This is a genomic window from Acidovorax sp. 99 (genome assembly GCF_003096455.1).
Classification (GTDB): domain Bacteria; phylum Pseudomonadota; class Gammaproteobacteria; order Burkholderiales; family Burkholderiaceae_C; genus Acidovorax; species Acidovorax delafieldii.
Genome location: NZ_QEKU01000001.1, coordinates 2,412,092 through 2,432,417 on the forward strand (window position 1 = coordinate 2,412,092; position 20,326 = coordinate 2,432,417).

Sequence of the window (20,326 nt, forward strand, 5' to 3'; positions counted from 1 at the left end):
CCAAGGCTGCTGGCGTTTTGCCTGCAGCCTTGTGTCGATTTCAGGCAGTCACAAAATTGACGGGTTGCAGCGCCAGAATGCTGGGCCCGCCCCCCGAATAACACGACCCATCCAAGGATCCACCATGGCTCGCAAGACCCCCCTCGAGCGTTACCGCAATATCGGTATCTCGGCCCACATTGACGCTGGCAAGACCACCACGACCGAGCGTATTCTTTTCTACACCGGCGTGAACCACAAGATTGGTGAAGTGCACGACGGCGCGGCCACCATGGACTGGATGGAGCAAGAGCAAGAGCGTGGCATCACGATCACCTCGGCTGCGACGACCTGCTTCTGGAAGGGCATGGACATGTCCTTCCCAGAGCACCGCATCAACATCATCGACACCCCCGGTCACGTGGACTTCACGATTGAAGTGGAGCGTTCCATGCGCGTGCTGGACGGTGCCTGCATGGTGTACTGCGCCGTGGGTGGCGTGCAGCCCCAGTCGGAAACCGTCTGGCGCCAAGCCAACAAGTACAAGGTGCCACGTCTGGCCTTTGTGAACAAGATGGACCGCACCGGTGCCAACTTCTTCAAGGTCGTGGACCAGATGAAGCTGCGCCTGAAGGCCAACCCCGTGCCAATCGTGATCCCGATCGGTGCCGAAGAAAACTTCAAGGGCGTGGTCGACCTGCGCAAGATGAAGGCCATCATCTGGGACGAAGCCTCCCAGGGCATGAAGTTCAACTTCGAAGAAATCCCGGCCGATCTGGTGGCAACTGCCACTGAATGGCGCGAGAAGATGGTCGAAGCCGCTGCTGAAGCCTCTGAAGACCTGATGAACAAGTACCTGGAAGAGGGCGATCTGTCGGAAGAAGAGATCACCCAAGGCCTGCGTACTCGCACCATCGCTGGTGAAATCCAGCCCATGCTGTGCGGCACTGCGTTCAAGAACAAGGGTGTGCAGCGCATGCTGGACGCCGTGATCGAACTCATGCCTTCGCCGCTGGACGTGCCTCCAGTGCCTGGCTTCGACGAAGACGACAAGGAAGTCACCCGCAAGGCGGACGACAACGAGAAGTTCTCCGCCCTGGCATTCAAGCTGATGACCGACCCGTTCGTGGGCCAGCTGACGTTCGTGCGTGTGTACTCCGGCGTGCTCTCCAAGGGCGACACCGTGTACAACCCCGTGCGTGGCAAGAAGGAGCGTATCGGCCGTATCGTGCAGATGCACGCCAACGAGCGCCAGGAAGTGGACGAAATCCGCGCCGGTGACATCGCTGCTTGCGTGGGTCTGAAGGACGTGACGACCGGTGAAACCCTGTGCGATCCAGCCGCCGTGGTGACGCTGGAGCGCATGGTGTTCCCTGAGCCTGTGATCCGTCAGGCTGTGGAACCCAAGTCCAAGGCCGACCAGGAAAAGATGGGTATCGCCCTGTCGCGCCTGGCCGCTGAAGATCCATCGTTCCGCGTGCAGACCGACGAAGAATCCGGCCAGACCATCATTGGCGGCATGGGCGAGCTGCACCTCGAAATCATTGTGGACCGCATGAAGCGTGAATTCGGCGTGGAAGCCAACGTGGGCAAGCCCCAGGTGGCTTACCGCGAAACCATCCGCAAGACGGTGGAAGAAGCCGAAGGCAAGTTCGTGCGCCAGTCCGGTGGTAAGGGTCAGTACGGCCACGTAGTGCTCAAGATCGAACCCAACGAAGCCGGCAAGGGCATCGAGTTCGTGGACGCGATCAAGGGCGGTGTGGTGCCTCGCGAATTCATCCCGGCCGTGGAAAAGGGTATCAACGAAGCTGTGACGCAAGGCGTGCTGGCTGGTTACCCCGTGGTGGACGTCAAGGTCACGCTGCACTTCGGTTCGTACCACGATGTGGACTCGAACGAACTGGCGTTCAAGATGGCTGCCATCTTCGGCTTCAAGGAAGGTTGCAAGAAGGCCGGTCCGGTCATTCTGGAACCCATGATGGCCGTGGAAGTGGAAACGCCTGAAGACTACGCCGGTAACGTGATGGGCGACCTGTCCAGCCGTCGCGGCATGGTGCAGGGCATGGACGACATGGTCGGTGGCGGCAAGGCCATCAAGGCCGAAGTACCCCTGTCCGAAATGTTCGGCTACTCCACGACCCTGCGCTCCATGTCGCAAGGCCGTGCCACCTACACGATGGAATTCAAGCACTACAGCGAAGCACCTCGCAACGTGTCTGAAGCCATCATGGCAGCGCGCGCCAAGTAAGTAAGCACTTCGCTCGGGCCCTTGTGGCCCGGGCTTTGTTTTGTCTGCGATCCGGTGCCACTCTGTTCCCTGTGCGGAGTGAATCAGCAACCAGATGCAGACGTAAAACCACTACACAGGGATTGCTCTTTGGAGAATTGAAATGGCAAAAGGTAAGTTTGAACGCACCAAGCCCCACGTGAACGTGGGCACCATCGGTCACGTGGACCATGGCAAGACGACGCTGACGGCAGCGATCGCTACCGTGCTGTCCGCCAAGTTCGGCGGCGAAGCCAAGGCCTACGACCAGATCGACGCTGCGCCCGAAGAAAAGGCCCGCGGTATCACGATCAACACCGCCCACGTGGAATACGAAACGGCCAACCGCCACTACGCTCACGTGGACTGCCCCGGCCACGCCGACTATGTGAAGAACATGATCACCGGCGCTGCCCAGATGGACGGCGCTATCCTGGTCTGCTCCGCTGCTGACGGCCCAATGCCCCAGACCCGCGAGCACATCCTGCTGGCTCGCCAAGTGGGCGTGCCTTACATCATCGTGTTCCTGAACAAGTGCGACATGGTGGACGACGAAGAACTGCTGGAACTCGTCGAAATGGAAGTGCGCGAACTCCTGGACAAGTACGACTTCCCAGGCGACGACACCCCCATCATCCGTGGCTCCGCCAAGCTCGCCCTGGAAGGCGACAAGGGCAAGCTGGGTGAAGAAGCCATCATGAAGCTGGCCGAAGCCCTGGACACCTACATCCCCACGCCTGAGCGCGCTGTGGACGGTGCCTTCCTGATGCCTGTGGAAGACGTGTTCTCCATCTCCGGCCGTGGCACCGTGGTGACCGGTCGCGTGGAACGCGGCATCATCAAGGTTGGCGAAGAAATCGAAATCGTGGGTATCCGCGACACGCAAAAGACCACCTGCACCGGCGTGGAAATGTTCCGCAAGCTGCTGGACCAAGGCCAAGCTGGCGACAACGTCGGCCTGCTGCTGCGCGGTACCAAGCGCGAAGACGTGGAGCGTGGCCAAGTGCTGTGCAAGCCCGGCTCGATCAAGCCCCACACCCACTTCACGGCTGAGGTGTATGTGTTGAGCAAGGACGAAGGCGGTCGCCACACTCCTTTCTTCAACAACTACCGTCCCCAGTTCTACTTCCGCACGACCGACGTGACTGGCGCCATCGAGCTGCCAGCCGACAAGGAAATGGTCATGCCTGGTGACAACGTGTCGATTACTGTGAAGCTGATCAACCCCATCGCCATGGAAGAAGGTCTGCGCTTCGCTATCCGCGAAGGCGGCCGTACCGTGGGCGCTGGCGTCGTGGCCAAGATCATTGCTTAATTCATAAGCAGAAAAGGAACTTGCCATGTCCAAGCAAAAAATCCGCATCCGCCTGAAGGCGTTTGACTACAAGCTGATCGACCAGTCCGCTGCCGAGATCGTCGACACCGCCAAGCGCACCGGCGCCATCGTCAAGGGTCCCGTGCCCCTGCCGACGCGCATGAAGCGTTTCGACATCCTGCGCTCGCCGCACGTCAACAAGACCAGCCGCGACCAGCTCGAAATCCGCACGCACCAGCGTCTGATGGACATCGTGGACCCTACGGACAAGACCGTGGACGCCCTGATGAAGCTCGACCTGCCAGCTGGCGTGGACGTCGAAATCAAGCTGCAGTGATGTAGCAGTAGCTGCTGTGGGACGGGTTCGCCCGTCTTGCAGTGACTGAAATAACGCGAACTTGCTTGAAAAAGCAGTTCGCGTTATACTTTAGGGCTTCGCTCGATTTGCGCCTGTTAAATGGTGTGCGTCAGCGGAGTTTTATTAACCTTCTTTCATGCACGCAAGCGAGAGTTTGCGGAAACGCCGTAGCCAATTGAAGTTGCGGCGGTGAGAGTTTTGGAGAAAACCAATGAGTCTGAGCAACTCCCTCGGGTTGCTGGGTCGCAAAGTGGGCATGATGCGTCTGTTCACCGATGATGGGGACGCAGTGCCTGTCACGGTGGTGGATGTGTCCAACAACCGCGTTACCCAGGTCAAAACCCAAGAGAACGATGGCTACGTGGCCCTGCAGGTCACGTTCGGTTCGCGCAAAGCATCGCGCGTGACCAAGCCAGAAGCCGGCCACCTTGCCAAGGCAGGTGTGGAAGCCGGTGAAATCATCCAGGAATTCCGCGTGACCGCAGAAACCGCTGGCAAGTACGCCGCGGGTGCTACGGTTCCTGCCACCGATGTGTTTGCCGTGGGCCAAAAGGTCGACGTGCAAGGCACTTCTATCGGTAAGGGCTACGCCGGTACCATCAAGCGTCACAACATGAGCTCGCAGCGCGCGTCGCACGGTAACAGCCGTTCGCACAACGTGCCTGGCTCGATCGGTATGGCACAAGACCCAGGTCGCGTGTTCCCCGGCAAGCGCATGACGGGCCACCTCGGCGATGTCACCAAGACCACGCAAAACCTCGATGTCATCCGCATCGATGAAGCGCGTCAACTGCTCTTGATCAAGGGCGCTATTCCGGGCTCCAAGGGTGGGTTCGTGACGGTGCGTCCAGCGATCAAGGCCAAAGCCTCCAAAGGAGCGAACTAATGCAGCTCGAACTCCTGAATGACCAAGGCCAAGGCGCATCCAAGCTGGATGTTCCTGAAACCGTGTTCGGTCGTGAATACAACGAAGATCTGGTGCACCAGATCGTGGTGGCCTATCAGGCCAACGCCCGCCAAGGCACTCGCGCCCAGAAGGACCGCGAGCAAGTCCGTCACTCGACCAAGAAGCCTTTCAAGCAAAAGGGTACGGGTAACGCACGTGCAGGTATGACTTCCTCGCCTCTGTGGCGTGGGGGTGGTCGGATTTTCCCGAACATGCCTGACGAAAATTTCACGCAGAAGATCAACAAGAAGATGTACCGCGCCGGTATGTCTGCCATCTTGTCGCAGCTGGCCCGCGAAGGCCGTCTGGCTGTGGTCGATTCGCTGAAGCTTGATTCCCCCAAGACCAAGGTCCTGGCTGACAAGTTCAAGGCGATGAACCTGCAATCGGTGATGGTGATTGCCGACGAAGTGGACGAAAACCTGTACCTGGCCTCGCGCAATCTGGTGAACGTGCTCGTCGTTGAGCCCCGTTACGCCGATCCCGTGTCGCTGGTGCGTTTCAAGAAAGTGCTCGTCACCAAGGGTGCAATCGACAAACTCAAGGAGATGTTCGCATGAGCACACTCAAGTTTGACGAAGGTCGTCTGATGCAAGTGCTGGTCGCTCCCATCGTGTCCGAAAAGGCCACCATGGTTGCCGAGAAGTCCAATGCAGTGACGTTCAAGGTGCTGCAGAACGCTACCAAGCCCGAAATCAAGGCCGCTGTGGAATTGATGTTCAAGGTGGAAGTCAAGGGCGTTTCTGTGGTGAACACCAAAGGCAAGACCAAGCGTTTCGGCAAGACTGTCGGCCGCCGCGACAATGTTCGCAAGGCATACGTCACGCTGCAGCCAGGTCAAGAGCTGAACCTCTCCGGGGAGGCCGCGTAATCATGGCTGTCGTTAAGATGAAACCTACCTCGCCGGGCCAACGTGCTGTGGTGAAGGTCACGCGTGACCACCTGTACAAGGGTGAAGCGTACGCCCCCCTGCTGGAGCCACAATTCCAGAAGGCCGGTCGTAACAACAACGGTCACATCACCACCCGCCACAAGGGCGGTGGTCACAAGCACCACTACCGTGTGGTGGACTTCAAGCGCAACAAGGACGGCATTCCGGCCAAGGTTGAGCGCATTGAGTACGACCCTAACCGTACGGCCCACATCGCTCTGGTGTGCTATGCCGACGGCGAGCGTCGCTACATCATCGCTCCCCGCAACCTGGAAGTGGGCGCAACCCTGCTGTCGGGTTCGGAAGCCCCGATCCGCGCTGGCAACACGCTGCCTATCCGCAACATCCCCGTGGGTTCGACCATCCACTGCATCGAGCTCAAGCCCGGTGCCGGTGCTCAGATCGCCCGCTCGGCGGGTGCTTCGGCAACGCTGCTCGCCCGTGAAGGCGTGTACGCCCAGGTGCGTATGCGTTCCGGCGAAGTGCGCAAGATTCACATCGAATGCCGCGCCACCATTGGTGAAGTGGCCAACGAAGAACACAGCCTGCGCCAACTGGGCAAGGCCGGTGTGAAGCGCTGGATGGGTATTCGTCCTACGGTTCGCGGCGTGGCCATGAACCCGGTGGATCACCCTCACGGTGGTGGCGAAGGCCGCACCGGCGAAGGCCGCCATGCAGTCGATCCTTGGGGCAATCTGACCAAGGGTTATCGCACCCGTAACAACAAGCGCACACAGATCATGATCGTGTCGCGTCGCAAGAAGTAAGGGGTAGCAGATGACTCGCTCTCTCAAAAAGGGTCCATTTGTTGACCATCACTTGCTGGCCAAGGTCGAAAAGGCCGTTGCCACCAAGGACAAGAAACCAGTCAAGACCTGGTCGCGTCGCTCCATGGTTCTGCCCGAGTTCATCGGTCTGACCATCGCCGTGCACAACGGCAAGCAACACGTGCCGGTCTATGTCACCGACCAGATGGTGGGCCACAAGCTGGGCGAATTCGCCCTGACGCGCACCTTCAAGGGTCACCCCGCTGACAAAAAAGCGAAGAAGTAAGGAACGACCATGTCTGAAACACGTGCAGTCCTCCGGGGCGTCCGTCTGTCGGTCGACAAGGGCCGTCTGGTCGCCGACCTGATCCGCGGCAAGAAAGTGGACCAGGCTCTGAACATCCTGAACTTCACGCAGAAAAAAGCTGCGGGAATCGTCAAGAAGGTTCTGGAGTCGGCCATCGCCAACGCCGAACACAACGATGGCGCTGACATCGACGAACTGAAGGTCAAGACCATCTACGTCGAACAAGGCACCACGCTCAAGCGCTTCACCGCGCGCGCCAAAGGCCGCGGCAACCGCATCAGCAAGCCCACGTGCCATGTGTACGTGACGGTTGGCAACTAAAGGCTCGGGAAGACTATGGGACAGAAAATCCATCCTACCGGCTTCCGCCTTGCGGTCAGCCGCAACTGGTCCAGCCGTTGGTACGCCAGCAACCGCGATTTCGCGGGCATGCTGGCCGAAGACATCAAGGTGCGCGAGTACCTGAAGGCCAAGCTCAAGAACGCGGCTGTGTCGCGCATCCTGATCGAGCGTCCTGCCAAGAACGCCCGTATCACCATTTACTCGGCACGTCCTGGTGTGGTGATCGGCAAGAAGGGCGAAGACATCGAGAACCTGAAGAAGGAACTCGCGTCGCGTCTGGGCGTGCCCGTCGCAGTGAACATCGAAGAAGTGCGCAAGCCTGAAATCGATGCCAAGCTGATCGCCGACAGCATCACGCAACAGCTCGAAAAGCGCATCATGTTCCGCCGCGCCATGAAGCGCGCCATGCAGAACGCCATGCGTCTGGGTGCCCAGGGCATCAAGATCATGTCGTCCGGTCGTCTGAACGGTATCGAAATCGCTCGCTGCGAGTGGTACCGTGAAGGCCGCGTGCCACTTCACACGCTGCGTGCGGACATCGACTACGGTACCTCTGAAGCCAAGACCACCTATGGTGTGATCGGCGTCAAGGTCTGGGTCTACAAGGGTGACACGCTGGGCCGCAATGACCTGCCCGCCGTGGAAACGCCTCGTCCAGACGAAGAGCGCCGCCCACGTGGCCCACGCCGTGATGGCCGCCCAGGTGGCGATCGTCCAGGCGCAGGCCGTGGCCCACGTCGTCCTGTCGGTGGCAACGCCGCTCCGGCCGACGGCAGCGACAAGCCAGCGGAAGCTGGTGGCGCTGATAACACCGCCGTTAAGCGCGTACGCAAAGTCGCCGCGCCCGCTACAGCAGCGGACGGTAAAGGAGAATAAAGATGCTGCAACCTGCTCGCCGTAAATACCGCAAGGAGCAAAAGGGCCGTAACACTGGCGTCGCAACACGGGGTGCCTCCGTTGCGTTCGGTGATTTCGGTCTGAAGTGCACCGATCGTGGCCGTCTGACGGCCCGCCAGATCGAAGCTGCACGCCGTGCGATTTCCCGTCACGTCAAGCGTGGCGGCCGTATCTGGATCCGCGTGTTCCCGGACAAGCCAATCTCTACCAAGCCCGCAGAAGTGCGTATGGGTAACGGTAAGGGCAACCCCGAGTACTACGTGGCCGAAATCCAGCCCGGCAAGATCGTGTTCGAGATCGTCGGCGTGCCCGAAGAACTGGCCCGCGAAGCCTTCCGCCTGGCTGCTGCCAAGCTGCCGCTGCGCACCACGTTCGTCAGCCGTCACCTTGGCGCGTAATTCAGGAGACCATGAAAATGACCAAAGCTACTGAACTGCGCCAAAAAGACGTTGCCGGCATCGAAGCCGAAATCAAGGCACTGCAAAAGGCCCATTTCGGCCTGCGCATGCAAAAGGCTACGCAGCAACTGGGTAACACCAACACGCTGCGCACTACCCGCCGTGATATCGCACGTGCCAAGACCATTCTTGCTGAAAAGCAAGCCGCCAAGTAAGGAGCCCATATGACGGAACCTAAAAAATCCCTCAAGCGCACCTTGATTGGCAAGGTGGTCAGCGACAAGCGTCAAAAGACTGTGACCGTGCTGGTCGAGCGTCGTGTGAAGCATGAGCTCTACGGCAAGATCGTTGCGAAGTCGAGCAAGTACCACGCCCATGATGAAAATGGCGAGTACAAGCTGGGCGACGTGATCGAAATCACCGAGAGCCGTCCGCTCTCCAAGACCAAGAACTGGGTGGCGACCCGCTTGGTGCAAAAGGCCGGCCTGCTGTAAGCAGCTGTCCATGCCCGCTCCGGGGGCGCAAGCCCCTGGGCAGCAAGGCCCTTCAAAACGACCCACAATGTGGGTCGTTTTGCTTTGTGGGCCACCTTTTTGATGCGAACGGTTCACACCGTGCCCAGGAGGAGCTTTGCATGGCACTGCGTTCTCGGGTTCCAACACCCCATCCCAACATCCCTAGGAGAAAACAATGATCAAAGTCGGTGACACCCTGCCCGCAGCCACGCTGATGGAATATTCCGAAGTCGAGGGCGAAGGCTGCAGCATCGGCCCGAATCCCGTGGCGGTGGACAAGGCGACGGCGGGCAAGACGATTGCCCTGTTTGCATTGCCCGGTGCCTTTACACCCACCTGCTCGGCCAAGCATGTTCCTGGCTATGTGGAGAAGGCCGCCGAGTTCAAGGCGGCCGGCGTGGATGAAATCTGGTGCGTGAGCGTGAACGACGCGTTCGTGATGGGCGCCTGGGCGCGCGACCAGAAGACCGACGGCAAGGTGCGCATGCTGGGCGACGGCAGCGCCGCCTTCGCGCAAGCCACGGGCCTCACCCTGGACCTGACCTCCAAGGGCATGGGCCTGCGCAGCAACCGCTATTCGATGCTCGTGCGCGATGGCAAGGTGGTCACGCTCAACGTCGAAGCACCGGGCAAGTTTGAAGTGAGCGACGCTGACACCCTGCTGGCCCAGGCCAAGGCGGCGTGAGACCCCGCTGATTGCTATTGAATCAATAGCTGCAAGCGCATGTACATCATGCGCTTGCGCCTCAAATGGTCAAAAAATATCGACCTTGAGGTAGTGTGCCCCGGGTATGGGGTTGTGGTAGTAGGGCGGGATTTCTTCGAAGCCCAGGTCGGTGTACAGCGCGCGGGCCGACTCCATATCGTCCAGGGTGTCGAGCAAAACACACGCGTAACCTGCTTGCCGCGCCCGGTCCAGCATGGCTTCGGCCAGCTCGCGACCCAGGCCAAAGCCGCGAAACGCCTTGCGCACATACAGCCGCTTCATTTCGCTGGCGTTGGGGTAGTCGGCGTTATCCAGCGGGCGCAGGGCGCAACAGCCTGCCAAGGCGCCTTCCACTTCGGCGACCAGCAGGGCGCCACGGGGTTCGGCGTAGTCGCCCGGCAGCTGCGTCAGTTCGGACTCAAAGTCCTGAAAGCACAAATCAACGCCCAGCGTGCTGGCGTACTCGCGAAAGATGTCTCTGACCGCATCCCACTCGGCGGGCGAAGAGGGGGTTCTCAGGGAGATGGAGGGCTTGTCCAAAGCGCAAGGCGTGCAAACGAAGGAGCCGCCAGTGTAGCGACTTCGTTCAGAACGCCGGTGCCGCCAGGGACGACACCCACCAGGCCACGCCAGCGCTCAGTGCCAGCACCACCAAGGCGACGATACGGCTCAGGGCATCATCCCGCGAAGGCGCCGCCGCCTCGGGCAGCGTCTTGTCGCCGTCCAGCATGGGGCGAATGAGCTGCTGCTTGCGCACGCGCACATAAAAGATGATGGCCAGCACGTGCACTGCCACCAGCCCCAGCACCAGGAACTGCCCGATGTCCTTGTGGTAGTTCGTGGCCAGCCCCACGACGGCGTTCGAGACATATTGGGTCAACGGTCCGGCAAAGGCGATCTCGTCGTCGCTCAGCAAACCCGTGCCCACCTGGGCTGCCAGCACGGCCAGCAGCACGAACACCGACAACGCGCCCAGCGGGCTGTGTCCGATGCCGTCCTCCGGGTGTGGCGTGCCACGCAGGTACCGCAGCAGCCGCGCTGGCGAGTACAGGAACGCCGAAAAGCGCGACCAGCGGCCCCCTACCAATCCCCAGACCAGCCGGAACACCAGCAGCGCCAGCACCGTGTAGCCCAGGCGGAAATGCCAGACCATGGCATTGCCTCCCACATTGGCGGTGATGACCAGCGCCACGATGCAGACCGCCAGGGCCCAGTGAAAAATGCGGGTTGGAAGGTCCCAGATGCGTACGGTGTGCTGCGTCATGGTGGTCAAAGGCGGTGCGCCGAAGTGAGGGATGGATGAGGAAGCATGCGGCATTGTGCGGCAGGGCGGCCGGACCTGTAACCTCCCAGCCACAGCACAAACGCGCCCAAACCGGCATACTGCGCAGGCTTGGAAGGCACCATTCTGTTCCACCCACGAAAAAGGAAGTTCCGATGAAAGCATTTGCTGCGTTGACCCTGGCGGCTGCGGCCCTGACCCTGTCCGCCCCCGCCTCCGCCCAATTTGCCAAAGCCGAAGACGCCATCAAATACCGCCAGAGTGCGCTGTTTGTGATGGGCCAGCACTTTGGCCGCCTCGGCGCCATGGCCAACGGCCGCGCGCCGTTCGATGCCAAGGTGGCGCAGGAGAATGCCGACATCGTGGCCCAGATGGCCAAGCTGCCATGGGCAGGCTTTGGTCCCGGCACCGACAAGGGCGCGCCCACCAAGGCACTGCCAGAAATCTGGACCGAGCAGGCCAAGTTCAAGGACCATGCCGAAAAGCTGGAAGCCGAGACCGCGAAACTCGCCGCTGCGGCCAAGACCGGCAACCTGGACAACCTGAAAACCGCCTTTGGTGCCACTGCAGGCACTTGCAAGGCCTGCCACGACAACTTCCGAGCGAAGTGACGCGATCACTGGAGGATCATGTCGCTATGTTTTGCATAGCAATCAAGGCATGATCCACTAGCGCAAAAGGCCAATTTCTTTCGAAATTGGCCTTTTTGATGCCCTGAACGGGCTGTGGTGCATGCGGGGGCGTTGTGTCCGCCCCGCTGCTCAGGTTTCTGCCAGCAGCTTCTCGATCAACTGGTGCAGCTCCGGGAAATTGGGGGCGCCCACATAGGTCTTCACGATCTCGCCCCGCTTGTTCACGATGAAGGTGGAGGGCGTCAGGCGCACATCGCCCCAGGCCTTGGCCACGTTGCCGGTGTTGTCGATGGCCACCTGGAAGGGCAGCTTGCGTGTCTCGGCAAAGTTCACCACGTAGCTGGGCGGGTCGTAGCTCATGGCCACGGCCAGGGTGTCAAAACCCTTGCTGTTGTACTTGTTGTAGGTCGCGATGATCTCGGGCATTTCGGCCACGCAGGTGGTGCAGCTCGTGGCCCAGAAGTTGACCAGGGTGACCTTGCCTTTCAGGTCGGCGGTGGATTTGCTGGAGCCATCCAGCAGCACGAAGGTCGATGCAGGCGCTTCGGCGCGGCCTGTGTCCAGGTACACATAGGCACCCACAGCGGCAAACGCTGCCACCGCCACACCTGCTGCCCAATGCTTGATCGCCATGACTTTACCACCCATCCCAAAAGAAACACGGGGCCTGTACCCCACCCCACATTGTGCCGGAGTGGCCCGATCGCAGCGCGAGCGGCGCTCGCCACACCAAGGCTGGACTCGACTTTCCCGCAAAAGTTCGCCGCAGAACGCAGGGCAGGGGCGACATCGGGGACTCTGCCGATAATGCCCCGATGAAATGGACATTGACCGGGGCCGCTGCCCTGCTGATTGCGGGCTGCAGCCCCGCACTGAATTGGCGCACCGTGCCGCTGCCCGAAGCGGACCTGACCATCACCCTGCCGTGCAAGCCCGACCAGGCCACCCGCACGGTGGAGCTGGCCGGTGCACCGGTGGAGCTGTCCATGGTGGGCTGTGATGCCGATGGCGCCACCTTTGCCGTGTCCCATGCCGCGTTGGCAGACCCTGCCCAGGTGGGCGCAGCGCTCACCCATTGGCGGGCTGCCATGCTGGCGCGCCTGGGGGCAGGGGCCGAAGCGGGCGCCAAAGACGTACCCTACGCGCCGCGCGGCACCTTGCCCCTGCCGCAGTCGGTGCGTACCGTGGCACAGGGGCAGCGTCCCGATGGCAGCGCGGTGGTCGCGCAGGCCGTGTGGTTTGCACGCGCGGCAGGGCCGCAGGTGCGGCTGTACCACGCCGTCGTCTACACCGCCAAGCCCCGGCCGGAGGTGGCCGACCAGTTCTTCGCTGGCCTGGCGCTGCCATGACGATGAGCAGCGGCGGCGTGTTGCCACGGCGGGCGGCCGTCATCGTCTTTCTGGCGTTTGCTTTTGCCTACTTTCTGTCGGCGCTGGTGCGTGCCGTCACGGCCACCCTGGCGCCCACGCTGGCCCAGGAGTTCTCGCTACAGGCGCGGGACCTGGGGCTGCTGGCGGGCGGGTACTTTCTGGGCTTCTCGGCCACGCAGCTGCCGTTGGGGACCTGGCTGGACCGGCATGGCCCCAAGAAGGTCGCACTGGGCTTCCTGGGCGTGGCCGTGGTGGGCAGCCTGGTGTTTTCGGGGGCCACGGGGTTTTCGGGGCTGCTCGCCGGTCGGGTGTTGTGCGGCGCGGGCGTCAGCGCCTGTCTGATGGCGCCGCTCACTGGCTACCGCCGGTGGCTGGAGCCGGTGGCGCAGATGCGGGCGAACTCGTGGATGTTGATGACGGGCTCGCTGGGCATGGTGGCCTCCACGCTGCCGGTGCAATGGGCCTTGCCGCTGGTGGGCTGGCGCCCGCTGTTCTGGGGGCTGGCGGTATTGATCGCGTTGTCGATGGTGGTGATTGCCCTGTGGGTGCCAGGCTGGGGTTTGGCGGGGCAGCCCAAGGCAGCGTCCAACGCCGCAGAGGCCGTGCCCCAGGGCTATGGCGTGGTGTGGCGGCACCCTTATTTTCAGCGCCTCGCGCCGCTGGGGTTCTTCTGCTACGGCGGCATGGTGGCCATGCAGACGCTGTGGGCCGGGCCGTGGATGCAGCGCGTGGCGGGCTACACCGCCCTGGAGTCGGCGACGGGCCTGTTCTGGATCAACGTGGCCATGTTGTGCACCTTCTGGACCTGGGGCATGGTCAACCCCTGGCTGCTGCGCAAGGGGTTTGGTGCCGACCGGCTGATGGCCATGGGCCTTCCGCTGTGCTCGGTGGTGCTGCTGGGCATCATCCTGGCGGGGCCCCAGGCCGGGGGTGGCGCCTGGGCGTTGTTCTGCGTGTCGTGCACCTTCGTGTCGCTGTCGCAGCCCGCCGTGGCCATGGCGTTTCCGCAGGCGCTGGCAGGGCGGGCGCTGTCGGCCTACAACCTCGTGATTTTTGTGGGCGTGTTTGTGGTGCAGTGGGGCATCGGGCTGGCGGTGGACGCCTTTGCAGCCGCGGGGCTGGCCACCGTGCCAGCGTTCCAGGCTGCCATGGCGGTGTACCTGGCATGCAACGCCAGCGCCTACGCATGGTTCCTGCTTCGGGGGCGGCGCCATAATGTGCTGACAACCCCCACACCATGAACACTTGCGCAACCATCGATGCAACCACCGGCGGCCTCTTCGTGACCTGCCCTTCGTTGGTCCCCGCGTGGCGTAAGTCGTGACCATGAGCCCCACCAGCATCCTCATCATTGCCCACGCCCCACTGGCCCATGCGCTGCGCGAATGTGCGCTGCACGTGTTTGCCGACTGCGGCAGCAGCGTGGCTGCGCTCGACGTGCAGCCCAACCAGCCCCCCGAAGAATCGCTGGCCCAGGCGCGCATCATGCTGGACCAGCTGGGCACCGACACCACCCTGGTGCTGACCGATGTGTTTGGCGCCACGCCCTGCAACGTGGCGCAGCGCCTGGTCGATGGCGTGCGCTCGCGCCTGGTGACGGGTGTCAATCTGCCCATGCTGCTGCGCGCCGTGAGCTACCGGACCGAGCCGCTCGATTCCGTGGTGACCCGCGCCGTGGTGGGTGGTACCCAAGGGGTGATGCAGGTGGCCATTTCCGCGCCGCAGAACCAGAACCGCCGTAACCGACATGATCAAGACCCGTACGACCATCAGCAATAAACTGGGCCTACACGCCCGCGCATCGGCCAAGCTCACCAAGCTGGCCGGCAGCTTTCCGTGTGACGTTTTCATGAGCAAGGGGGAGCGCCGCATCAACGCCAAGAGCATCATGGGCGTGATGATGCTGGCCGCTGGGCTGGGCTCTGAAGTGGAGCTGGAAACCAACGGCGACCGCGAACAGGAGGCCATGGACGCCCTGCTGGCACTCATTGCCGACAAATTTGGCGAAGGTGAATAAGCCTGTCCACCTCGCCCGTGTCCTGACCCCGTCGAACCTTTGATCACACCACCATGACCTTCTCCGTCCACGGCCTCGCAGTTGCACGCGGCATTGCTATTGGCCGGGCCGTGCTGGTGGCGTCCAGCCGGGTGGATGTGGCGCACTACTTTGTCGAGCCCTCCCAGGTCGAGGGCGAGATTGAGCGGGTGCGCCAGGGCCGCAATGCCGTGGTCGAGGAGCTGCAGCGCCTGCAGACCGACATGCCCGCCGACGCGCCGCACGAGCTGACCGCGTTGCTGGACGTGCACCTGATGCTGCTGCAGGACGAAGCCCTCACGGGCGGCGTGAAACACTGGATCACCGAGCGCCTGTACAACGCCGAGTGGGCGCTCACCACCCAGCTTGAGGTGATTGCGCGCCAGTTCGACGAGATGGAGGACGAGTACTTGCGCGAGCGCAAGGCGGACCTGGAGCAGGTGGTTGAACGCATCCTGCGCTACATGAAAGGCGTGGCCAGCCCGGTGGCACCACCGGCCAGCAGCCCGCGTCGCAAGACACAGCAAGATTTGCTGCTGGACGACACGGTGGATGTGCCCCTGGTGCTGGTGGCGCACGACCTCTCGCCCGCCGACATGCTGCAGTTCAAGCAAAGCGTGTTCGCGGGCTTTGTGACGGACGTGGGCGGCAAGACCAGCCACACGGCCATCGTCGCGCGCAGCATGGACATCCCCGCCGTGGTGGGCGCGCGTGCCGCCAGCCAGCTGGTGCGCCAGGACGACTGGGTCATCATCGACGGCGATGCGGGCGTGGTCATTGTCGATCCCTCGCCCATCATCCTGGCCGAATACGGATTTCGCCAGCGCCAGGTTGAGCTGGAGCGCGAACGCCTGGCGCGCCTGCGCCACACGCCTGCCATCACCATCGACGGCCACAAGATCGAGCTGCTGGCCAACATCGAGCAGCCCGGCGACGCCGCCGCCGCCGTGCGCGCAGGCGCCGTGGGCGTGGGCCTGTTCCGCAGCGAATTTCTGTTCATGGGCAAAAGCGGCAACCTGCCCGGCGAGGACGAGCAGTACCGCGCCTACTGCGAGGCCATTGACGGCATGCAGGGGCTGCCCGTCACCATCCGCACCATCGACGTGGGCGCGGACAAGCCTCTGGACAACAAGGCCCACAAGGACAGCTACCTGAACCCGGCCCTGGGCCTGCGCGCCATCCGCTGGAGCCTGGCCGACCCGGCCATGTTCCGCACCCAGCTGCGCGCCGTGCTGCGTGCGGCGGCCCATGGCAAGGTCAACCTGCTGTTCCCCATGCTGGCACACACGCACGAAATCCAGCAGACGCTCGCCCAGGTGGACCTCGCCCGGGGTGAGCTGGATGCGCGTGGCGAACCCTACGGCCCGGTGCAGCTGGGCGCCATGATCGAGGTGCCCGCCGCGGCACTCATGGTGCGCACCTTCCTCAAGTACTTCGACTTCTTGTCCATCGGCACCAACGACCTGATCCAGTACACCCTGGCCATCGACCGCGCCGACGAGGCCGTGGCCCACCTGTACGACCCGCTGCACCCTGCCGTGCTGCGCCTGGTGGGCGATGTGATTGCCGAGGGGGAGCGCCAGGGCAAGAGCGTGTGTGTGTGCGGCGAAACGGCGGGCGATGTGACCATGACGCGGCTGCTGTTGGGCCTGGGGCTGCGCAGCTTCTCCATGCACCCCGCGCAGATCCTGGCTGTGAAGCAGGAGGTGCTGCGCGCTGACACGCGCAAGCTCGCCCCCTGGGCGCTGCAGGTGCTGGCGGGCGATGAACCTGCTGTGCTGCTGACTGCTTGACAGGCGAAGTAGCTGACCGCCTGAGGGGGGTGGTTACTTCAAAATTGATAGCTGTCCGAGCATATTTTTCTAGCGCTCCCAGCCAATTTCGCTGAAATTACTGCGTCAGCGTGCCCGCATCCCCATCACGGCTGCGCTGATGATCATGGCCGTGGCCAGCGCAATGCTCCAGGTGAATGCGCGGCCGCTCACCAGGATCAGCAGCGCGGTGGACGCCAGTGGCGTGATGTAGCTCAGGATGCCGATGTGCCGTGCGTCCCCCAGCTTGAGCGCCTTGTCCCACATAAAAAACGACGCCCCCAGCGGCCCCAGGCCCAGCACCGCGAGCAGCCCCCAGTCGCGCGGCTGCAGTGCCACCGCAGGCTCCAGCGCCACATGGCACAGCAGCGACAGCACGCCGGACACCAGCCCGAACAGGCCAATGGCCGTGGTCGGGAACGCTGCCACGCGCTTGGTCATGAGCGAATACGTGGCCCAGATGAAAGCCGCTGCCAGCGCGGGTAGGTAGCCCCAGGCCAGCGTGCCGCTCAACTCGCGCCCGCCGGCAATGGCAATGGCCGCGCCGCCAAAACCCAGCAGCGCCGCCAGCACATGCGGCAAGCGCAGCGCCACACCGGGCAGCACCACCGGCGAGAGCACCACGATGAACAGCGGCCACAGGTAGTTGACGAGGTTGGCCTCCACCGGCGGGGCATGGCGCAGCGCGATGAACAGCAGGAAGTGGTACGCAAACAGGCCGTACACGCCCAACGCCAGCGTGCGCAGCGGGATGCGCCACTGTGTAGGGTCACGCAGCACAAACGGCCAGGCCGGCACGCTGCCGATGATGAGCGCAACGCCTGTGAGCAGGAAGGGCGGAATGTGGGTGAGGGACACCCCCAGGGAAGCGAGAGAGGCCCACAGCGCAATGGCGCCCAGGGCATAGAGGTTGGCTTGCATGGCGCCGAGCTTACGCGCGCCCGCTGTAGTGAGTCGTCGCGCAACACCGGTGAGTCGTCGCGCGCCAAGGTTTTGGCCTGGTTGCCAGCTGTTGTCGGCCGTTATGTGTGCTGCTCAGCCCTGCGCAATGCGGCAGTCAAAGCCGAGGGCGAGCGGTAGCCCGTGCGCAGCGCCACCTCGGCCACCGCCATGCCCGTGCTGCGCAGCACCCGGGCCTGCGCCAGGCGCAAGCCGCGCAGCCAGGCCATGGCGCCCATGCCCTGGTCGTCCCGGCAGCGGGCAGAAAACTGGCTGGGGCTCAGATGCACCTGCGCCGCCAGGTCGGCCACGGTCAGTTCATGGTGCCATTGCTGCGCCGCCCATTGCTGCAGGGCGGGCCAGTTGATGGTGCGGCCGCGCGTAGGGCCGGGCGTGGAACAGTCGGAATGGGTGCTGTCGAGCCACGCCTCCAGCAAGAGCGCAGGGCCGTAGGTTTGTGCCAGCGGGCGGTCTTGTTGCAGTGCGCTCGCCAGATAGTGCGCCAGTGGCAGTGCATCGGCGGGTGGTTTGGTCGAGCGGCGTTGGCCGGTACAGCGCGCCCAGTCGGGGTGTGCGCTGTCCAGCACCAGGCACAGGCTGCCACGGGACGATTCAAAGTCGTGCCGATCTCCCGGGGCAATCACGCAGCCGCCGCCGGGTGCCACGCGCACGCCACGGCCCGCCACCTCCAGGTCCAGCGCTCCGGAGAGTCCCAGCAGAATCTGGAAATGGTCATGGCTGTGGCTGCCCGGTGATGCGCCGTAGCGGCGCAGCGAGAGCAGACCATTCGGGCCCATGGGTGACCTGCGAACCGGGCCGGGTGGACAGGGCTTACACGCCAGCGGCGTGCGCCTGTTGGTCCGCGTGGTAGCTGGAGCGCACCATGGCGCCAACTGCCGCATGGCTGAAGCCCATCTTGTACGCCTCTTCCTCGAACATCTTGAAGGTGTCGGGGTGCACGTAGCGGCGCACGGGCAGATGGCTGTTGCTGGGGGCCAGGTACTGGCCGATGGTCAGCATGTCGATGTTGTGCGCGCGCATGTCGCGCATGACCTGCAGGATCTCTTCGTCCGTCTCGCCCAGGCCGACCATGATGCCGCTCTTGGTGGGCACGTTGGGGTGCAAGGCCTTGAACTTCTTGAGCAGGTTCAGGCTGAACTGGTAGTCCGAACCGGGGCGCGCTTCCTTGTACAGGCGGGGCGCGGTTTCCAGGTTGTGGTTCATCACGTCGGGCGGTGCGGCTTTCAGGATTTCGAGCGCGCGGTCATCACGGCCGCGGAAGTCGGGTACCAGGATCTCGATTTGGGTCTGGGGCGACAGCTCGCGGATGTTCTGGATGCATTCCACAAAGTGGCCGCTGCCGCCGTCGCGCAGGTCGTCGCGGTCCACGCTGGTAATCACCACGTATTTGAGCTTGAGTGCGGCAATGGTCTTGGCCAGGTTCAGTGGCTCATCCTTGTCGAGCGGGTCGGGGCGGCCATGGCCCACGTCGCAGAACGGGCAACGGCGCGTGCACTTGTCACCCATGATCATGAAGGTGGCCGTGCCTTTGCCAAAGCATTCACCGATGTTGGGGCACGACGCTTCTTCGCACACCGTGTGCAGCTTGTGTTCGCGCAGGATTTCCTTGATTTCGTAGAAACGCGTGGTGGGGCTGCCCGCCTTCACGCGGATCCACTCGGGCTTCTTGAGCACTTCGCCCTGCTCCACCTTGATCGGAATGCGCGACAGCTTGGCCGCAGCCTTTTGCTTGGCCAGCGGGTTGTAGGCTTCGGTGGATTGCGCTTCGCGGACGACTTCAGGGGTGCTCATGGCTGTAGGCAGAGTTCAGGGCGCCAACCGGATGCTGAGCTGCTGGCCCAGCACCTGCGCGGCTTCTTCCCAGGTGGTGTGGACCCCGATTGTAGAAAGGTCCACCGTTTTCAATCCTGCGTAACCGCAAGGGTTGATGCGGCCGTAGGGCTCCAGGTCCATGTTCACGTTCAGCGCCACGCCGTGGTAGGTGCAGTGGCGGCTGACCTTGATGCCGAGCGCCGCGATCTTGCCCAGGCCTTCGAAGTCGGGCGTGGGCGCCTCCGAGCCCGCTCGTTTTTGGGGGCGTTGGGGCAGCATGGCGTGGCTGCGCGGATCATCCAGGCGCACATAAATGCCGGGTGCGCCGGCAACCCGGTGGCCCGTGACGCCGAAGTGCGCCAGCGCACGGATCACGGACTCTTCGACGCGATAAACGTATTCCTTGACGAAATAGCCTGCGCGTTGCAGGTCGATCAGCGGGTACGCGACCACCTGGCCCGGTCCGTGGAAGGTGACCTGCCCACCCCGGTTGGTGGCGATGACGGGGATCTCGCCTGGGTCAAGCACATGATCGCTTTTGCCTGCAATGCCTTGGGTGTAAAGCGGCGGGTGCTCACAAATCCAAAGCGTATCCGGGTCAGAGGGCGTACGTGTGGTCGTGTAGTCCTGCATGGCCTGCACAGTGCTGGCGTAGTCCACACGGCCCAGCAGGCGGATGTCAATCGTCATGGCGCAA

Annotated in this window: 27 protein-coding genes; 20 read left to right on the plus strand and 7 right to left on the minus strand. The window is 62.8% G+C overall.

The features are described from left to right. The first annotated feature begins 124 nt into the window (after window positions 1-124). From fusA to C8C95_RS11375, 14 genes are all read left to right on the plus strand, one after another. Window positions 125-2,227, plus strand: a complete 2,103-nt coding sequence (gene fusA / locus C8C95_RS11310) for an elongation factor G (RefSeq protein ID WP_056057548.1) — start codon at window positions 125-127, stop codon at window positions 2,225-2,227. Between the two features lie 142 nt (window positions 2,228-2,369). Next, window positions 2,370-3,560: an elongation factor Tu gene (gene tuf, locus C8C95_RS11315; RefSeq protein WP_099731469.1), complete on the plus strand. Its 1,191-nt coding sequence runs from the start codon at window positions 2,370-2,372 to the stop codon at window positions 3,558-3,560. Window positions 3,561-3,585: 25 nt separating this feature from the next. Beyond that, the gene (gene rpsJ / locus C8C95_RS11320) at window positions 3,586-3,897 is read left to right on the plus strand and encodes a 30S ribosomal protein S10 (RefSeq protein ID WP_005796953.1); all 312 of its coding nucleotides are present in this window, start codon (window positions 3,586-3,588) and stop codon (window positions 3,895-3,897) included. Window positions 3,898-4,129: 232 nt separating this feature from the next. Then, a complete protein-coding gene (gene rplC, locus C8C95_RS11325; RefSeq protein ID WP_056058913.1) occupies window positions 4,130-4,804 on the plus strand; it encodes a 50S ribosomal protein L3 in 675 nt (224 codons plus the stop codon). Beyond that, window positions 4,804-5,424, plus strand: coding sequence for a 50S ribosomal protein L4 (rplD, locus tag C8C95_RS11330; RefSeq protein ID WP_008906425.1), 621 nt, complete (start codon window positions 4,804-4,806; stop codon window positions 5,422-5,424). Before rplC ends, rplD begins: the two co-directional genes overlap by 1 nt. Further along, window positions 5,421-5,735 carry a 50S ribosomal protein L23 gene (rplW, locus tag C8C95_RS11335; protein WP_007847815.1) on the plus strand — a complete coding sequence of 105 codons (315 nt, stop codon included), beginning with the start codon at window positions 5,421-5,423 and terminating at the stop codon, window positions 5,733-5,735. The genes rplD and rplW overlap by 4 nt, the downstream gene beginning before the upstream one ends. 2 nt (window positions 5,736-5,737) lie before the next feature. Continuing rightward, complete coding sequence (gene rplB / locus C8C95_RS11340) at window positions 5,738-6,562, plus strand: 50S ribosomal protein L2 (RefSeq protein WP_008906426.1); 825 nt, start codon at window positions 5,738-5,740, stop codon at window positions 6,560-6,562. Between the two features lie 10 nt (window positions 6,563-6,572). Next, window positions 6,573-6,848, plus strand: a complete 276-nt coding sequence (gene rpsS / locus C8C95_RS11345) for a 30S ribosomal protein S19 (protein ID WP_010467177.1) — start codon at window positions 6,573-6,575, stop codon at window positions 6,846-6,848. A 9-nt stretch (window positions 6,849-6,857) separates the two neighbouring features. Then, window positions 6,858-7,190 carry a 50S ribosomal protein L22 gene (gene rplV, locus C8C95_RS11350; RefSeq protein ID WP_007847806.1) on the plus strand — a complete coding sequence of 111 codons (333 nt, stop codon included), beginning with the start codon at window positions 6,858-6,860 and terminating at the stop codon, window positions 7,188-7,190. A 15-nt stretch (window positions 7,191-7,205) separates the two neighbouring features. Continuing rightward, window positions 7,206-8,087 (plus strand): 30S ribosomal protein S3, encoded by an 882-nt coding sequence (rpsC, locus tag C8C95_RS11355; RefSeq protein ID WP_056058910.1) that lies wholly within the window; start codon window positions 7,206-7,208, stop codon window positions 8,085-8,087. A 2-nt stretch (window positions 8,088-8,089) separates the two neighbouring features. Next, on the plus strand, window positions 8,090-8,506 hold the full coding sequence (rplP, locus tag C8C95_RS11360; protein ID WP_015012190.1) for a 50S ribosomal protein L16: 417 nt from the start codon (window positions 8,090-8,092) through the stop codon (window positions 8,504-8,506). 17 nt (window positions 8,507-8,523) lie between these two features. Next, entirely contained in the window at window positions 8,524-8,721 is a 198-nt protein-coding gene (gene rpmC, locus C8C95_RS11365) for a 50S ribosomal protein L29 (protein ID WP_015012191.1), read from the plus strand. Window positions 8,722-8,730: 9 nt separating this feature from the next. Then, a complete protein-coding gene (gene rpsQ / locus C8C95_RS11370) occupies window positions 8,731-9,000 on the plus strand; it encodes a 30S ribosomal protein S17 (RefSeq protein ID WP_056058906.1) in 270 nt (89 codons plus the stop codon). 196 nt (window positions 9,001-9,196) lie between these two features. Next, entirely contained in the window at window positions 9,197-9,706 is a 510-nt protein-coding gene (locus tag C8C95_RS11375) for a peroxiredoxin (protein WP_015012193.1), read from the plus strand. A 69-nt stretch (window positions 9,707-9,775) separates the two neighbouring features. On the opposite strand, the gene C8C95_RS11380 is transcribed toward C8C95_RS11375, so the two are convergent. Beyond that, a complete protein-coding gene (locus C8C95_RS11380) occupies window positions 9,776-10,267 on the minus strand; it encodes a GNAT family N-acetyltransferase (RefSeq protein ID WP_116748663.1) in 492 nt (163 codons plus the stop codon). 46 nt (window positions 10,268-10,313) lie between these two features. Then, entirely contained in the window at window positions 10,314-10,991 is a 678-nt protein-coding gene (locus C8C95_RS11385) for a cytochrome b/b6 domain-containing protein (protein ID WP_116748664.1), read from the minus strand. Window positions 10,992-11,164: 173 nt separating this feature from the next. Between C8C95_RS11385 and C8C95_RS11390 the strand changes: the two genes are divergently transcribed. Continuing rightward, window positions 11,165-11,620, plus strand: a complete 456-nt coding sequence (locus C8C95_RS11390; protein ID WP_108498775.1) for a cytochrome c — start codon at window positions 11,165-11,167, stop codon at window positions 11,618-11,620. A 150-nt stretch (window positions 11,621-11,770) separates the two neighbouring features. On the opposite strand, the gene C8C95_RS11395 is transcribed toward C8C95_RS11390, so the two are convergent. After that, on the minus strand, window positions 11,771-12,274 hold the full coding sequence (locus C8C95_RS11395) for a TlpA disulfide reductase family protein (protein ID WP_056058916.1): 504 nt from the start codon (window positions 12,272-12,274) through the stop codon (window positions 11,771-11,773). 182 nt (window positions 12,275-12,456) lie between these two features. On the opposite strand from C8C95_RS11395, the gene C8C95_RS11400 reads away from it, so the two are divergent. The 5 genes from C8C95_RS11400 to ptsP all read left to right on the plus strand — a co-directional run bounded on the left by C8C95_RS11400 (window position 12,457) and on the right by ptsP (window position 16,839). Beyond that, complete coding sequence (locus C8C95_RS11400) at window positions 12,457-12,990, plus strand: hypothetical protein (protein ID WP_056744131.1); 534 nt, start codon at window positions 12,457-12,459, stop codon at window positions 12,988-12,990. Continuing rightward, window positions 12,987-14,252, plus strand: coding sequence for an MFS transporter (locus C8C95_RS11405; protein WP_207780598.1), 1,266 nt, complete (start codon window positions 12,987-12,989; stop codon window positions 14,250-14,252). Before C8C95_RS11400 ends, C8C95_RS11405 begins: the two co-directional genes overlap by 4 nt. A gap of 85 nt (window positions 14,253-14,337) precedes the next feature. Further along, on the plus strand, window positions 14,338-14,790 hold the full coding sequence (locus tag C8C95_RS11410) for a PTS fructose transporter subunit IIA (RefSeq protein WP_116748666.1): 453 nt from the start codon (window positions 14,338-14,340) through the stop codon (window positions 14,788-14,790). Next, entirely contained in the window at window positions 14,759-15,028 is a 270-nt protein-coding gene (locus C8C95_RS11415; RefSeq protein WP_056058887.1) for an HPr family phosphocarrier protein, read from the plus strand. Before C8C95_RS11410 ends, C8C95_RS11415 begins: the two co-directional genes overlap by 32 nt. Window positions 15,029-15,081: 53 nt before the next feature. Continuing rightward, a complete protein-coding gene (ptsP, locus tag C8C95_RS11420) occupies window positions 15,082-16,839 on the plus strand; it encodes a phosphoenolpyruvate--protein phosphotransferase (protein ID WP_116748667.1) in 1,758 nt (585 codons plus the stop codon). A gap of 105 nt (window positions 16,840-16,944) precedes the next feature. Here the strand turns inward: ptsP and C8C95_RS11425 are convergent, their stop codons facing one another. The 4 genes from C8C95_RS11425 to lipB form a co-directional block, all read right to left on the minus strand. Continuing rightward, window positions 16,945-17,778, minus strand: a complete 834-nt coding sequence (locus tag C8C95_RS11425; RefSeq protein ID WP_116748668.1) for a DMT family transporter — start codon at window positions 17,776-17,778, stop codon at window positions 16,945-16,947. Window positions 17,779-17,879: 101 nt separating this feature from the next. Next, on the minus strand, window positions 17,880-18,593 hold the full coding sequence (locus tag C8C95_RS11430) for an AraC family transcriptional regulator (protein WP_116748669.1): 714 nt from the start codon (window positions 18,591-18,593) through the stop codon (window positions 17,880-17,882). 34 nt (window positions 18,594-18,627) lie between these two features. Beyond that, entirely contained in the window at window positions 18,628-19,608 is a 981-nt protein-coding gene (gene lipA, locus C8C95_RS11435; RefSeq protein WP_056058875.1) for a lipoyl synthase, read from the minus strand. Window positions 19,609-19,623: 15 nt separating this feature from the next. Continuing rightward, window positions 19,624-20,319, minus strand: a complete 696-nt coding sequence (gene lipB, locus C8C95_RS11440; RefSeq protein WP_116748670.1) for a lipoyl(octanoyl) transferase LipB — start codon at window positions 20,317-20,319, stop codon at window positions 19,624-19,626. Window positions 20,320-20,326 lie beyond the last annotated feature (7 nt).